Here is a 12622-nt window from a genome sequence, read left to right as displayed (position 1 = left end):
CCCGGCCTCTCGTCACAGGGGCCTGACGTCGTGGCACCACGGCAGCCCGGGGATGGGCTCGTAGTCGCCCGTCGAGGAGGAGACCCGGTTGGCGGGGAACTCGCCCCAGCCGCGCTGGGTGCCCTCGTAGGCGCGGTCGGCCTGCGGGTAGAGCCAGATGGTCACGATCGTGGTGGCGGCCAGGACGAACACGCCACGTCCTCGTTAACGAGCCTGGGTGCCGGGTAGTGGTCGACCCCTGGAGCCGATTTCGGCCATGACCAATCGGGGGAATCATGACGAATCCGCTATCACGGCTGGTGGTCGGGTGGCTGGCGGCGCTGGCCGCCGTCCTGGTACTGCTGCCGGCGGCGAGCGCGGCCGCTGTTCGAGGGCCGCAGGACGAGGAGTATCTCCGGATGGCGCACCAGGGCAACCTGGCTGAGATCGCGTCCGGCCGTGCCGCGCAGGAGAAGGCGTCCAGCGAGGACGTCCGGATGATGGCTGAACAGCTCGTCACCGACCACACCAAGCTGGACAAGGACCTGAAGAAGGTGGCCGAACAGCTGGACGTCAGCCTGCCCGACGAGCCCGATCCTCAGATGGCCGCCGAGCTGCGCAAGGTGTCGGAGCTGTCTGGCCAGGCTTTCGACGCGGCCTGGGTCGACATGCAGATCAAGGGCCACGAGAAGACGCTTCGACTCGGGCAGGACGAGCAGAGCGCCGGCACCGAGGCGGCGGTCAAGCAACTGGCCGTTGACGCCGCCCCGGTGATCGAGAAGCATCTGCGGATGATGCAGGAGCTCCACCGCACCATGTCCCCCGGCAACGCACCCACCGGCTGAGCCGGCTCGCTGTTCGCCGCCTCGCTAGCGGACGATCCCCGCCTCGTAGGCGGCGATGACCAGGTGGACGCGGGTGCGGGCGTCGAGCTTGGTCAGCAGATGGCTGACGTGCGTCTTCACCGTGCCGAGGCTGACGTACAGCCGCTCGGCGATCTCCGCGTTGGACAGGCCCCTGGCCACCAGGACGAGCACCTCGCGCTCGCGCTCCGTGATGGGCGGGGCGGTGGCCGGGGGCGCCGGGCTCACGTACCGCTCGATCAGCCGCCGCGTGACGGTGGGCGCCAGGAGCGACTCGCCTGAGGCGACCACCTCGACGGCTCTGAGCAGGTCGGCCGGCGGGGTGTCCTTGAGCAGGAAGCCCGCGGCGCCCGCCTGCAGCGCTCCGTAGACGTACTCGTCGAGGTCGAACGTGGTCACGATGAGCACGCGCGTGCCCGGGCGGCCCGCGCAGATGTGGCGCGTGGCCTCGATGCCGTTCATCACCGGCATGCGCACGTCCATGAGGACCAGGTCGGGACGGTCGCGAGCGGCCAGTCGCACCGCCTCCTCGCCCGTGGCGGCCTCTCCGACCGTGACGAACCCCGGCGCGCTGTCGACCAGCAGGCGGAAGCTCTCCCTGATGAGCGGCTGGTCGTCGGCCACCAGCACCCTGGTCACAGCGGCAGCCTTGCCTTGACGCGGAAGCCGCGTAGAGGGCGCGCGCCCGCCTCGAACTGGCCGCCGAAGGCGCGCACCCGCTCGCGCAGCCCCGTCAGGCCGTGCCCGTACGGCCGCTCCTGTCCGCGGGTGCCGTCATCGGTCACCTCCACGACCAGCCCGTCCCGCCGCCGCTCGACCCGCACGCGGACGTGGCGGGCTCCCGCGTGCTTGAGCACGTTGGTCAGCGCCTCCTGCACGATCCTGTAGACGGTCAGCTCCAGCTCCTCCCCCACCTCGGCGTCGATCGCCAGTTCCACCTCCAGGCCCGCCGCCCTGGTCCGCTCGACCAGCGCGGCGAGATCGGCCAGCCCCGGAGCCGGGGCGAACTCGGCCTCGCCGTCATCTCGCAGCACGCCGAGCAGCCGCCTGGTCTCGCGCAGCGCCGACCTGCTGGTCTCCTCGATCGAGGCGAGCGTGCGGCTCATCTGCTCCGCCCTGCCAACGTGGCCCGCCACGCCCGCCTGCACGGCGATCGTGCTGAGGCTGTGGCCGATGACGTCGTGAAGCTCCCTGGCGATGCGCAGCCGCTCCTCCGCGGCCTCCGCCCGGGCCCGTTCCTCCGCGTGGACGGCGAGCCGCTCGGTGTAGAGCCCGCGCTGCCGCACCGCCGTACCGACCGCCCATGCGGCGACCAGGATCGCCAGCACCAGCCCGAGCCGCTCGCGCACGATCCCCGTGAAGGGCGACTCCACCACGCCCTGCGCCCCCACCGCGGCCGCCGCGAGCAGCGCGACGACGGCGCTCCTGCGGGTGGCCAGCGTGTACAGCGCGAGGGGCAGGCAGAGCAAGTCGGCGTGCGGGAGGAGGAACTCCCGCATGCCGAGCCCGCCGATCAGGACGATCACGAACACGGCGCGCGGCCAGAACCGTCTGACCGCGATGGGAAGACTCGTGGCCAGAGCCGCCGCGTAGTCGAGCAGATCGGGCGGCACGTCGTTCCTCGTGGTGGCGAGCCCGACGAAAGCCGCCGCCAAGAAGGCGGCGATCCCGACGTCGACCGTCACCCAGGCCCAGGTCGGCACCCGGCTCAGCAGCGGGGGACGGATGTGTTCGCGCACGCCTCGAACCTAACCGCGCGCCCTGTCGCCCGCATCTGTCCCAGGACTGATGCGGGAGGGGCGGTGTCCCGCCGATCGTGGAACGCATGATCGAAGTAACCGGGCTCACCAAACGTTTCGGGCCGGCCACCGCCGTGGACGACCTCTCCTTCCAGGTGCCGCCTGGCAGGATCACCGGCTTCCTCGGACCGAACGGCGCGGGCAAGACCACGACCATGCGGCTGATCCTCGGCCTCGACCGGCCCACCGCGGGACACGCCCTCGTCGGCGGCGTGCCGTACCGGAGCATGAGACGGCCGCTCACCCACGTCGGCGCGCTGCTGGACGCGACCGCGGTGCAGGGCGGCCGCCGCGCCGAGCAGCATCTGCGGTGGCTGGCGCGCTCCAACGGGATCTCGCCGCGCTCCATCGGCTCGCTACTCGAACTCGTCGGGCTCGGCGACGTCGGCCGCAAGCGGATCGGCGGCTTCTCGCTCGGCATGAAGCAACGGCTGGGAATGGCCGCGGCGCTGCTCGGCGATCCCGAGGTGCTCCTGCTCGACGAGCCGACCAACGGGCTCGATCCCGAGGGCATCCGCTGGACGCGCGGGCTGCTGAAGTCGCTGGCCGCCGAGGGGCGGACGGTCCTGGTGTCGAGCCATCTGATGAGCGAGATGGCGCTCACGGCCGACCACCTGATCATCCTCGCGCGAGGCAGGCTGCTGGCCGACGCGGGCGTCGCCGACCTGGTGAGGCCAGGCGTCTCGCTGGAGGACGTCTTCATGCGGGTCATCGCGGGCGGTGAGCGGTGAACGCGATCGCGGCCGAGTGGATCAAACTCCGCACGCTGCGGTCGACCTGGTGGGCGCTGGGCGCCGGAGTGGTCGTCTCGCTGACGCTCACCGTGTTCGGCGCCGCCACGGTCATCTCACGCTGGGATCCGGGCCGCACGCCCGACCAGGCCGCCATGGGGATCGTCGTCGCCGTCTATGTGGGGGTGATCCTGGCCCAGCTCCCCCTCGGGATGCTGGGCACGATGACGATCACCGGCGAGCACGCGTCGGGCATGCTCGACACGACGTTCGTGGCCACCCCGTCAAGGACGCGGGTCCTGCTGGCCAAGGCGGTGGTGCTGAGCGGGGCCGCGCTCGTCTGCTCGCTGCTCATCGCGGTACCCGGCTATCTCTACGGGCGTCTGGTGGCCGCGCAGCTCCACCCGTCGGCGCTGCCCGCGGAGGCCTGGCAGGTGATCGCCGGAGGGACGCTCATGATCGTGACCACCACGCTTCTCGGGCTGGCGCTCGGCGCGATCCTGCGCAACGGGGCCGTGGCGACCGCCGCGCTGGTCGCGATCGTGCTCCTGCTGCCGTTCGTCGCCCGGGTGCTGCCATGGGGCGAGGCGATCAACCTGTTCCTGCCGACCTATCCCGCGCTCCAGTTGATCGAGCAGGCGCCCGACATCATGCCGGCCTGGACGGCGTTCGCGGTGCTCGCGGGCTGGGCGGTGCTCCCGCTGGCGGCCGGAGTGGCCTGCGCAGGGGTCAGGTCGTCGTAGGAGCGTCACGCTCTGCCAGGTCAGAGGCCGCGAGTGCGCCTGGTCCCTGGCCCGGCCTTTCGCCGTCGAGCAGGCGGGCGAGGAAGTCCTCGACCGCCCTCTCCGCCTGCTCCGTCTGCCCTGTCCTCGCCACCAGCAGCGCGATCTCGTTGATCGCCGCCAGCAGCATGTGGGCGTGGATCTCCAGGTACTCCTCCCGCACGGCTCGCGTGGCCCTGAGCGTGCGCTTGAGCATGCCGAAGGCGTGCCGCGCCTCCAGCTCGCGCCACTTCTCCCAGCCGAGCACCGAGGGGGCGTCGATCAGCACGATCCGCTGGATGACCTTGTCGCCCGCCAGCCTGATCCAGGCCAGGCTGCCCTCACGCAGCGCCTGTTCGGCGCTGGCCCCGCTCGTCACGGTCGCGGCGATCTCGCGGCCGATCCTCGTCTCCACGGCCTCGAAGACCGCCTCGAACAGCGCGTCCTTGCCCGCGAAGTGGTGGTAGAGCGCGCCTCTGCTCAGGGCCGACTCGTGCAGGACCATCTCGATCGAGGTGCCGTCGTAGCCGTGCTCGGAGAACAGGCGGGTGGCGATGCCGAGGACCCTGTCGCGGGTGGCGGCGCCCCGCTCTGCCTTGAGGTTCATGCGACCACTCTAGACATACCGACTATCAGTCGGTAACCTTCTAGACCGACAGTCGGTTTGTAATGGAGGCAACCATGAGAACGCGCCACGGCATCTCCTACCTCGACGAGGGAAACGGGCCCGTCGCCCTGTTCGTGCACGGCGCGGGCACCGGCTCGGGCCTGTGGGCCAATGTCATCGCCGCGCTTCGGGAGGAGCGCAGGTGCGTCGCCCTCGACCTGCCGGTCCACGGGCAGAGCGAGGTCAGGGAGGACCTCTCGCTCCCCGCGCTCGCCGAGGTGATCGAGGAGTTCTGCGCCGACCTCGGCCTCGACCGCGTGGACCTGGTCGCCAACGACAGCGGCGGCGCCATCGCGCAGGTCTTCGCGGTCAGGCACCCCGAGCGGCTGCGCACGCTCACCCTGACCAACTGCGACGTGCACGACAACCTGCCGCCGGAGCCGTTCAGGCCCACGGTCGAGCTCGCGGCGCAGGGCGGGCTCGCGCCGCTCACCGCGACGCTGCTCGATAGGCCCTCGCTGCTGGTGCAGGGCGCGTTCGCGGCGAGCTACGAGCGCATCGACGACCCCGAAGGGCTGGTCGAGCGGTTCGTCAGGCCGATCTTCGGCGACCCCGAACGCGGACGCGCCTTCGAGCGCTTCCTGGTCGGACTGCGGGCCGAGCACCTCGTCGCGATCGAGCGGGAACTGGCCGAGCTGGCCGTGCCCACGCTGGTGGTATGGGGCACCGGCGACCCGTTCTTCGAGCTTCACTGGGCCGGGTGGCTGCGCGACACCATTCCGGGCGTGCGCAAGGTCGTCGAGATCGAGGGCGGCAGGCTGTTCTTCGTGGACGAGCGCGCGGGCGAGCTCGTGCCGCACCTGCGCGAGCACTTCGCCTCCGGCCTGGCGGCGTCCGCGACCGGCGGCGGTGGCCGACCTTGAGCCGAGGTCAGGCGAGGGCAGTCGGCCGCGGCTGAGCACCCGCGACAGGGGTTGTGGGCGGCAGGTCGTCTTCGCCACCCGGTCGGGGACCGGCCCGGTGGGCTCCTCGGATAGGGTCCACGGGTGAACGACGCCCCTGTCATCCTGCTCGGCGGCGCTTCGGGGACCGGCAAGAGCCAGGTGTCCTATCCCCTGGCGCGCCGCCTGGCATCACCGATCGTCGAGATCGACGACATCGTCGAGGCGCTGCAGGCCATGACCACGCCCGAGCAGCTGCCCGCGCTGCACTACTGGCGGGCCAATCCTGAGGCCGTCCACCTGCCGCCCGAGCGGATCGTGGAGATGCAGATCTCCGTGGCGCGCGCGCTCGTCCCGGCGGTGCGGGCGGTGGTCGCCAACCATCTCGAGACCATGACGCCCGTGGTCGTCGAGGGCGACTACCTTCTGCCGTCCACGGCCGCGGAACTGGACGGCGTGCGCGCGGTCTTCCTGCACGAGTGCGACGAGGAGCAGATCGCCGAGAACTACCTGCTTCGCGAACCCGCGGCGGGGGCGCAGCACGGGCGGGCCATGGTGAGCCGCCTGTACGGCGACTGGCTGGCCGCACAGGCCGAAGCGGCCGGGGTACCTGTCGTTCCCGCCCGCCCCTGGGACGACGTGCTCGAACGGGTGGCACGGGCGCTCGACCTCACGCCGCCCTCCGCCTGATCCTGCCGCCGGTCGGGCCGACACGCGGCGAGCCGATCCGTTCACCTGTACGTCCAGCGGAAGAGGGTGTCGCCCTCGGCGGTGAGCCAGGTGCCGTCCCCGAGCGGGTACGCGGATTCGTGCGCGGGCGTCGGGTAACGCACCTCGCCGCGCACCTGTCCGCTGACAGCGTCGATCAGGATGTGCCTGGCGTCCTGCGGCGTTTCGGCGTAGAGCGTCGCGGTGGCGATCACGGTGTCCGCGTCAACGTAGTCGGCGCCGTCCCAGTAGGCCTCGCCCGTGGCCGGACGCCATGCGTCAGCGGCCTCGAGCCTGCGCATGATGAGCCCGCCGGGGAAGGAGTGCCAGGCGATCTCGTCCGGCGGGGCGTAGCTGAGATAGGACAGCCCGCTGGGATGGACGTCGAGCAGGATGCGGTAGTCGTCCTCGTGCTTCCACACGCGCAGGCCGTCCTCCTCCAGCCGGCCCCAGTACACGTGCAGGCCGTCCTGGCCCTCCCCGACGCCCAGGCCCATGTGCCGCCCGTCGGCGTGGGGCAGGTGCTCGCCGCCGACGGCGGCGCAGTCCAGAGTCTCCCGCGCCACGACCCGTCCGGTGTCGGCCGCCAGCACGAGCCACTCGTCGCCCTGGTAGGGGGTGCCGTCGAACGTGCCGTCGTCTCGCCACACCCCCGAGCTCGGCGGGCCCGGCAGCATCGCCCAGACGTGCCGGCCGTCGTCGCTGACCCGGCACGAGGAGCGGTTCTCCTTGCGGGAGTGGCGCCGGTGACCGCGGTGCTCCCACAGCACCGCGCCGGTGGGGGTGACGGCTCGGACGGCCTCGTCGTTGCAGAACACGCCGACGTCGCCGTCGGGGCTGACCGCCGCCTCCCATGACTCCTCGTCCGGCCACGGCACCGCGAAGGCGCTGATCAACGAGGGTTCCGCGCCGAAGAACGCGTCCAGGTCGTGCAACTCGAGGCTCGTGCCCTCTCCGAGCAGCATCCTCGGCGGCCCTGCCCGCCCGACCTCGACCGCCCACGGCGGGCCCACGACACGGGCCGCGTTCCTGAGGTGTGCCCGGCCGGCGGGCACCGCCTTGATCTCCATGGCCCGAGTGTGCCAGCGCGCCCGCTCCCCCGCTCAGGCGTCGTCGCTCGCGAGGTTGCTCAGCACGATGTCGGAGATGTCGCCCAGGGCGTCGAGCTGCTCGTCGGTCAGCAGGTCGATCAGGTGCCGGCGCACGGATTCGACATGTGGAGGGGCGGCCTCCTGGATGGCGCGCCAGCCGCCCTCGCTCAGGACGATGACCGCGCCCCTGCCGTCGGTCGCGCACTCCTCCCTGGAGACCAGGCCGCGCTCCTCCATCCGGCTGATGTGCCTGGACAGGCGGCTCTTGGACCACAGCATGCGATCGGCCAGCTCCTGCAGCCTCCAGCGCCTGTCCTGCCTGGCGGTCAGGGCGGACAGGACGTCGTAGTCGGCGTCCGACAGCCCGGAGTCGCGGTGGAGGTCGCGGGAGATCCGGGCGTCGAGCAGCAGGCGCATCCTCCGGTAGCCGAGCCAGGCCCGGGACTGTCGATCGTCGAGCCAGCGTGGTTCGGCCATGGCGTCCACCCTAGCGCTCGTTGACATGTAAACCAAGTTCGTGCCAGTGTGGTTTACACGTAAACCAAGCATGGAGGAGCGCAGATCATGCCGACCTTGAAGATCATCGTCGCCAGCACCAGGCCGACCCGCATCGGACGCTCCATCGGTGACTGGGTCGACGCCCACGCCGTCCGTCACGGCGGCTTCGACGTCGAGCTCCTCGATCTGGCGGAGGTCGGGCTGCCGTTCCTCGACGAGCCCGAGGACGCCACCACCGGGCGGTACGTGCACCGGCACACCAAGCTGTGGAGCGCGGCGATCGACGCCGCCGACGCGTTCGTGTTCGTGATGCCCGAGTACAACTACTGCTTCAACGCGCCGCTGAAGAACGCCCTGGACTTCCTCTACAGCGAGTGGGCGCACAAGCCCGTGGGCTTCGTCAGCTACGGAGGCATGTCGGGCGGCATGCGCGCGGTCGAGATGATCAAGCCGGTGGTGGTCAAGCTGCGCATGGTCCCCGCGGGCAACGCCGTGACCATCTTCCGTCGCACGATGCTGGACGCCGAGGGCCGTGTGACCGCCCACGACGAGCTGGCCGCCGCGGCCGACGGCATGCTGGACGAGCTCGGACGGCTCACCGAGGCGCTCTCGACGATGCGCGTCCCCGCATGACCGGCCGGCCTGGCACGCCGTCACGAGCTCGTAAGAATTGGCCGGGCGGAACCCTTCTACGCTGAACACATGATCACAGTGCGAGCGGCAGCCGTTCTGATCGCGGGCACCCTGCTGGTGACCGCCTGCGGCACCATGGCTCCAGGCGAGGCGGCAGCCCCCATGCACGATGACGCGCCGTCGGCGGCCGCCCCGGCCTCCACCCCTCCCTCCACGCCGGCCGCTTCCGACGCTCCTGCGGCGACGGCGGCCGTCCCCTCAGCCCTCGACTTCTCGGCAACGACGCTGAAGGGACAGCGCTTCGACGGCGCGAGCCTGGCGGGCAAGCCCGTGGTCTTCTGGTTCTGGGCGCCGTGGTGCCCCAAGTGCCGTTCGGAGGCGCCCGCCGTCAAGGCCGCCGCCGCCACGTACGACCAGGTCGCGTTCGTCGGCGTGGCCGGGCTGGACACCGAGGCGGCCATGCGGGAGTTCGTCCAGGGCACCGGCACAGGCGAGGTCACCCACCTGGCGGACGCCAAGGGCGCGGTGTGGACGAAGCTCGGCGTCAGCGAGCAGTCCACCTTCGTGTTCATGAAGCCTGACGGCTCCACGACGAAGGCCACGGGCCCCCTCAGCCAGGGCGACCTGGACGGCCACGTGCAGCGACTCCTCGGACGTTAGGCGCGCGACATGCCGGTATCCGAGCTTCCGCTGGCCCTGGCGTTCGCCGCCGGCACGGTGGCCGCCTTCAACCCGTGCGGTTTCGCGATGCTGCCGGCCTATCTCGCCCTGCTGGTCGCCGACGGCGGAACGGCGCGCGGCGGGCCCTTCACCAGGGCGCTGAGCCTGTCGGCCGCCATGACCGCAGGGTTCGTCACGGTCTTCGGCCTGTTCGGGCTGCTGATCACCGCGCTGGCGGTGTCGGTCGGCCGCTACCTGCCCTGGGTGACGCTCGCCGTCGGAGCGCTCCTGATCGGGCTGGGCCTCTGGTTGCTGACAGGGCGCGAGCTGCTGCTGCGCATACCCGGCCTGGGCACGGGCCGCCCCACCACCTCACCCCTGTCCCTGTATGTCTATGGCGTGTCGTACGCGGTCGCCTCCCTGTCGTGCACGGTCGGGCCGTTCCTCGCGGTCACCTCGGCCTCCCTGTCAGGGGCCGGGGTGCCGGGCGGCGTGGCGGCCTTCGTCGCCTACGCGCTGGGCATGGGCGTGGTGGTCGGCGTGCTGTCCATGGCGGTGGCGCTGGCCAGGGCCGCCGCGGTGGCCAGGCTTCGGCGGCTGCTGCCGTACGTGTCGAGGGCGAGCGGCGCCCTGCTCGTGGCGGCCGGGCTGTACGTCATGTACTACGGCTGGTACGAGCGGCGCGTCTTCGCCGGGGGAACGGCAGACGACCCGGTCGTCGGCGCCGCGACAGCCGTCCAGGGGGTGCTCGCGGGGTGGGTGGCGGCTCTCGGCGCCGGCTGGGTGGCGGTCGGCCTCGTCCTGCTCGCCGTCGGCGCGCTCGCGCTGCGCGGGGTACGGCGGCGCGCCCGTACCACCCGCTGAGCCCCGGCTTCGAGGGCGCTCAGGCGCGGGTCACGGCGACTGCGGCAGCTTCCTGCCGGAGCCTCTCCTGCCTGCGGGCGCGGACGGCGGCGGCACGACGGGCCCGATGTCCCCGTCGGGCGCCACGTCGAGATCGACGATGACGGGGGCGTGGTCGCTGGGCCCCGTGCCCTTGCGCGCGTGCCGATCGACCCATGCCGCCCGCACCCTGTCGGCCACCGGGCCCGAGGCCAGCACCAGGTCGATCCGCATGCCGAGGTCCTTGTGGAACATGCCGGCCCGGTAGTCCCAGTAGGTGAACACCCGCTCGGCCGGCCAGCGCTCCCTCACGACGTCGCGCAGGCCCAGCGCCTCCAGCTCGGCCAGGGCCGCCCGCTCCCTCGGGGTCACGTGGGTCTGGCCGATGTAGGCGTCAGGATCGAAGACGTCCGCGTCGGCGGGGGCGATGTTCACGTCCCCGCACACGAGCGCGCTCTCGGGACCCGCGCTCACCACGTCACGCAGCGCGGCCAGCCAGGCGAGCTTGTAGTGGTAGTGGTCGGAGTCGGGCGTGCGCCCGTTCGGCACGTACACCGAGTGGACCCTGACCCCGCCGCACGTCGCGGCCACCGCCCGCGCCTCGGGATGGGGGAACCCCGGCGCGTCCGCGAGCCCCTTCACCACGTCGTCGAGCCCGACCCTGGAAAGGAGAGCCACCCCGTTCCACTGCACCTCGCCGTGGAGGGCGACCTCGTAGCCCCTGCGCCCGAGCTCCTGTCCGAGCAGCTCGGTGAACGCCTGGTCGGCCAGCTTGGTCTCCTGCAGGCACAGGACGTCGGGCTGCCGCTCGTCGAGCCACGGCAGCAGCCGCGGCATCCGCTGCTTGACCGAGTTCACGTTCCAGGTCGCTACCCGCACCAGCCCCACAATAGCCGCAGGCCGATCGGAGCGGTGGAGCCGGCCGAGACCTCCCCCCGGGAAGGCCCGGTCGCTCGACCGAGTGGCGGGGTGGGGGAACGGCGGGACCGCCGTCCCCTCGCGGGCCTACGATCACTGACGCACCCACCACGGCTCTCCAGACGGGATGCGGTCACATGAGGCGCGTCAGAGCAAGGCCCGCGGCGATCGTCGCGGGAGTCGTGGCGATCGCCGCGTTCGTGGGCTGGCAGCAGTCGTGGCGGTTCTGGCCACGGCCGCCCCACATCGACGGCGCGCTCGCCGCGACGGCCGTCCCGATCATCGACAGGCACCTGGAGACCTCGCCCGAGCTCACCTGGAAGACCATCCCCGGCGAACTGGGGCCACGCTGGTTCTGCACCGAGAGCGTGATCGAGACCACGCGGGCCGGTTCCTCCACGCGGATCGGCCTCGTGGCCGCCTGCGGGGAGTACGCCAGACGCGGCGGCGACCTGCTGATGGGCGGCGGCCGATCGGGCCCCCTCGTCGTGACGCTCGACGGCGGAAAGGTGACCGGCGTCGAGCAGCCCGCCGACGGCGCGGCTTTCGCGCCCTCGGTGGGCCGGATGCTCTCCGAGAGGGGCGCCGCCGAGTACTGGCGCCGTTCTCGCCTGCGAAGCGACGACCTGGCCTCCCCTGACGAGGAGGCCAGCCGTGCGTTCGGCCTGCCGCCGGGCACCCGGGCCAAGCCCTTTACAATGTAGATCAGCTACGCCCTTCCCCTTCACTCCCGCGCCAGGCGCGGGAACGGGCGGGGTCGGCCGCGCCGAGGAGGCGTCACGGATCGGCCGCCTGCCGGGCTCGGAGAGCCCGGAGCTTGTGGCGGTTGCCGCAGCGCTCCATCGCGCACCAGCGCCGGGCGCCGGGACGGGACGTGTCGACGAACACCAACGGGCAGTCGTCGCTCGCGCACTCGCGGATGCGCGCGGCGAACGGCCCGGACAGCAGCTCGATCATCTCCCGCGCCAGCGTCGACAACGCCTGCGTCGCCCGCACCGGCGACGCCCACCCCGCGGCCGTGCCGTCGGCGGCCAGTTCGGGGACCAGCGGCGCCACGGCCGCGGCCCTGTTGATGGTCGCGACAGCTTCGGCGGGGAGGGTGCGACGCGCGGCCTGGGCGTGCGCCGCGTCCCAGATCGCCTGGCGGAGGGCCTTGGCCGCGGTCAGCTCGCGGGCCGTCACGGGGGTCGTCATGACCGCCGCCAGCGGTGGCTGGGCCAGCCATTCGCCGAGGTCGGCAGGCTCGTGGAGAGTCTCGAACACCGCGTACCTGCCCTCGCCTCCCGTGTGGGCGAAGTCCAGGCAGACGGCGCCGGCGTCGAACCTGAACGACCCGCCCCTGGGATCGCGCAGCACCCGTCCGATTGCGCTCGCTCGCATGAAACCACTATAACTGGTGTCATACGAAACCGCTTTAACTGGTTTCACCGTCGAAGGAGGCGCACATGGGTGTCCGGCACATCAACCCCGAGGGGCTCCATCGCAGCCCGGCTTTCAGCCAGGCCGTCGTGGTCGAACAGCCGACGAAGACGATCTACATCGGCGGGCAGA

Annotated in this window: 16 protein-coding genes and 1 pseudogene; 9 read left to right on the top strand and 8 right to left on the bottom strand. The window is 71.8% G+C overall.

Translation table 11 applies throughout. The features are described from left to right. Window positions 1-12 precede the first annotated feature (12 nt). On the bottom strand, window positions 13-192 hold the full coding sequence (locus tag ABFX50_RS38615; protein ID WP_346153691.1) for a hypothetical protein: 180 nt from the start codon (window positions 190-192) through the stop codon (window positions 13-15). 83 nt (window positions 193-275) lie between these two features. On the opposite strand from ABFX50_RS38615, the gene ABFX50_RS38610 reads away from it, so the two are divergent. Further along, window positions 276-824: a DUF4142 domain-containing protein gene (locus ABFX50_RS38610; RefSeq protein WP_346153689.1), complete on the top strand. Its 549-nt coding sequence runs from the start codon at window positions 276-278 to the stop codon at window positions 822-824. Between the two features lie 24 nt (window positions 825-848). On the opposite strand, the gene ABFX50_RS38605 is transcribed toward ABFX50_RS38610, so the two are convergent. Together ABFX50_RS38605 and ABFX50_RS38600 are read right to left on the bottom strand one after the other, a co-directional pair. After that, window positions 849-1481 (bottom strand): response regulator, encoded by a 633-nt coding sequence (locus ABFX50_RS38605; protein ID WP_183659911.1) that lies wholly within the window; start codon window positions 1479-1481, stop codon window positions 849-851. Next, a complete protein-coding gene (locus ABFX50_RS38600) occupies window positions 1478-2581 on the bottom strand; it encodes a sensor histidine kinase (RefSeq protein ID WP_346153687.1) in 1104 nt (367 codons plus the stop codon). The genes ABFX50_RS38605 and ABFX50_RS38600 overlap by 4 nt, the downstream gene beginning before the upstream one ends. Window positions 2582-2667: 86 nt before the next feature. On the opposite strand from ABFX50_RS38600, the pseudogene ABFX50_RS38595 reads away from it, so the two are divergent. Together ABFX50_RS38595 and ABFX50_RS38590 are read left to right on the top strand one after the other, a co-directional pair. Continuing rightward, a pseudogene (locus tag ABFX50_RS38595) lies at window positions 2668-3312 on the top strand (ABC transporter ATP-binding protein); the annotation flags it as partial. Between the two features lie 56 nt (window positions 3313-3368). Then, entirely contained in the window at window positions 3369-4115 is a 747-nt protein-coding gene (locus ABFX50_RS38590; protein WP_346153683.1) for an ABC transporter permease, read from the top strand. On the opposite strand, the gene ABFX50_RS38585 is transcribed toward ABFX50_RS38590, so the two are convergent. Beyond that, window positions 4102-4740: a TetR/AcrR family transcriptional regulator gene (locus ABFX50_RS38585; RefSeq protein ID WP_183644815.1), complete on the bottom strand. Its 639-nt coding sequence runs from the start codon at window positions 4738-4740 to the stop codon at window positions 4102-4104. The genes ABFX50_RS38590 and ABFX50_RS38585 overlap by 14 nt on opposite strands. Before the next feature lie 74 nt (window positions 4741-4814). Between ABFX50_RS38585 and ABFX50_RS38580 the strand changes: the two genes are divergently transcribed. After that, window positions 4815-5663 carry an alpha/beta fold hydrolase gene (locus ABFX50_RS38580; RefSeq protein ID WP_346153681.1) on the top strand — a complete coding sequence of 283 codons (849 nt, stop codon included), beginning with the start codon at window positions 4815-4817 and terminating at the stop codon, window positions 5661-5663. Between the two features lie 123 nt (window positions 5664-5786). Beyond that, window positions 5787-6371: a hypothetical protein gene (locus ABFX50_RS38575; RefSeq protein ID WP_346153679.1), complete on the top strand. Its 585-nt coding sequence runs from the start codon at window positions 5787-5789 to the stop codon at window positions 6369-6371. 41 nt (window positions 6372-6412) lie between these two features. Here ABFX50_RS38575 and ABFX50_RS38570 read toward each other — a convergent pair whose 3' ends face one another. Continuing rightward, the gene (locus ABFX50_RS38570; protein ID WP_346153677.1) at window positions 6413-7459 is read right to left on the bottom strand and encodes a hypothetical protein; all 1047 of its coding nucleotides are present in this window, start codon (window positions 7457-7459) and stop codon (window positions 6413-6415) included. A 33-nt stretch (window positions 7460-7492) separates the two neighbouring features. Next, window positions 7493-7957, bottom strand: a complete 465-nt coding sequence (locus ABFX50_RS38565) for a MarR family winged helix-turn-helix transcriptional regulator (protein ID WP_346153675.1) — start codon at window positions 7955-7957, stop codon at window positions 7493-7495. Window positions 7958-8044: 87 nt separating this feature from the next. Between ABFX50_RS38565 and ABFX50_RS38560 the strand changes: the two genes are divergently transcribed. The 3 genes from ABFX50_RS38560 (at window position 8045) to ABFX50_RS38550 (ending at window position 10135) form a co-directional block, all read left to right on the top strand. Beyond that, a complete protein-coding gene (locus ABFX50_RS38560) occupies window positions 8045-8611 on the top strand; it encodes an NADPH-dependent FMN reductase (protein ID WP_346153673.1) in 567 nt (188 codons plus the stop codon). A gap of 69 nt (window positions 8612-8680) precedes the next feature. Next, window positions 8681-9271, top strand: coding sequence for a redoxin domain-containing protein (locus ABFX50_RS38555; protein WP_346153671.1), 591 nt, complete (start codon window positions 8681-8683; stop codon window positions 9269-9271). Between the two features lie 9 nt (window positions 9272-9280). Then, window positions 9281-10135 (top strand): cytochrome c biogenesis CcdA family protein, encoded by an 855-nt coding sequence (locus ABFX50_RS38550; protein ID WP_346153669.1) that lies wholly within the window; start codon window positions 9281-9283, stop codon window positions 10133-10135. 30 nt (window positions 10136-10165) lie between these two features. Here ABFX50_RS38550 and ABFX50_RS38545 read toward each other — a convergent pair whose 3' ends face one another. Further along, complete coding sequence (locus tag ABFX50_RS38545; RefSeq protein WP_183644839.1) at window positions 10166-11032, bottom strand: exodeoxyribonuclease III; 867 nt, start codon at window positions 11030-11032, stop codon at window positions 10166-10168. A gap of 176 nt (window positions 11033-11208) precedes the next feature. Here ABFX50_RS38545 and ABFX50_RS38540 point away from each other — a divergent pair, with 176 nt between their 5' ends. After that, window positions 11209-11775 carry a hypothetical protein gene (locus ABFX50_RS38540; RefSeq protein WP_346153666.1) on the top strand — a complete coding sequence of 189 codons (567 nt, stop codon included), beginning with the start codon at window positions 11209-11211 and terminating at the stop codon, window positions 11773-11775. A 73-nt stretch (window positions 11776-11848) separates the two neighbouring features. Here ABFX50_RS38540 and ABFX50_RS38535 read toward each other — a convergent pair whose 3' ends face one another. Then, window positions 11849-12451 (bottom strand): CGNR zinc finger domain-containing protein, encoded by a 603-nt coding sequence (locus tag ABFX50_RS38535; protein ID WP_346153664.1) that lies wholly within the window; start codon window positions 12449-12451, stop codon window positions 11849-11851. Window positions 12452-12622: the final 171 nt, after the last annotated feature.

The sequence above is a fragment of the Nonomuraea recticatena genome (assembly GCF_039533245.1).
GTDB classification, from domain to species: domain Bacteria; phylum Actinomycetota; class Actinomycetes; order Streptosporangiales; family Streptosporangiaceae; genus Nonomuraea; species Nonomuraea roseola.
The sequence above is the reverse complement of the archived record's forward strand: the minus strand, read 5'-3'. Positions and strand labels throughout refer to the sequence as shown.

What these genes read in the sequence shown, in the direction of transcription:
- ABFX50_RS38610 (WP_346153689.1), top strand. Translation starts at nt 276, where the DNA reads ATGACGAATCCGCTATCACGGCTGGTGGTCGGGTGGCTGGCGGCGCTG.
- ABFX50_RS38585 (WP_183644815.1), bottom strand. Translation starts at nt 4,740, where the DNA reads ATGAACCTCAAGGCAGAGCGGGGCGCCGCCACCCGCGACAGGGTCCTC.
- ABFX50_RS38580 (WP_346153681.1), top strand. Translation starts at nt 4,815, where the DNA reads ATGAGAACGCGCCACGGCATCTCCTACCTCGACGAGGGAAACGGGCCC.
- ABFX50_RS38570 (WP_346153677.1), bottom strand. Translation starts at nt 7,459, where the DNA reads ATGGAGATCAAGGCGGTGCCCGCCGGCCGGGCACACCTCAGGAACGCG.
- ABFX50_RS38565 (WP_346153675.1), bottom strand. Translation starts at nt 7,957, where the DNA reads ATGGCCGAACCACGCTGGCTCGACGATCGACAGTCCCGGGCCTGGCTC.
- ABFX50_RS38560 (WP_346153673.1), top strand. Translation starts at nt 8,045, where the DNA reads ATGCCGACCTTGAAGATCATCGTCGCCAGCACCAGGCCGACCCGCATC.
- ABFX50_RS38555 (WP_346153671.1), top strand. Translation starts at nt 8,681, where the DNA reads ATGATCACAGTGCGAGCGGCAGCCGTTCTGATCGCGGGCACCCTGCTG.
- ABFX50_RS38550 (WP_346153669.1), top strand. Translation starts at nt 9,281, where the DNA reads ATGCCGGTATCCGAGCTTCCGCTGGCCCTGGCGTTCGCCGCCGGCACG.
- ABFX50_RS38540 (WP_346153666.1), top strand. Translation starts at nt 11,209, where the DNA reads ATGAGGCGCGTCAGAGCAAGGCCCGCGGCGATCGTCGCGGGAGTCGTG.
- ABFX50_RS38535 (WP_346153664.1), bottom strand. Translation starts at nt 12,451, where the DNA reads ATGCGAGCGAGCGCAATCGGACGGGTGCTGCGCGATCCCAGGGGCGGG.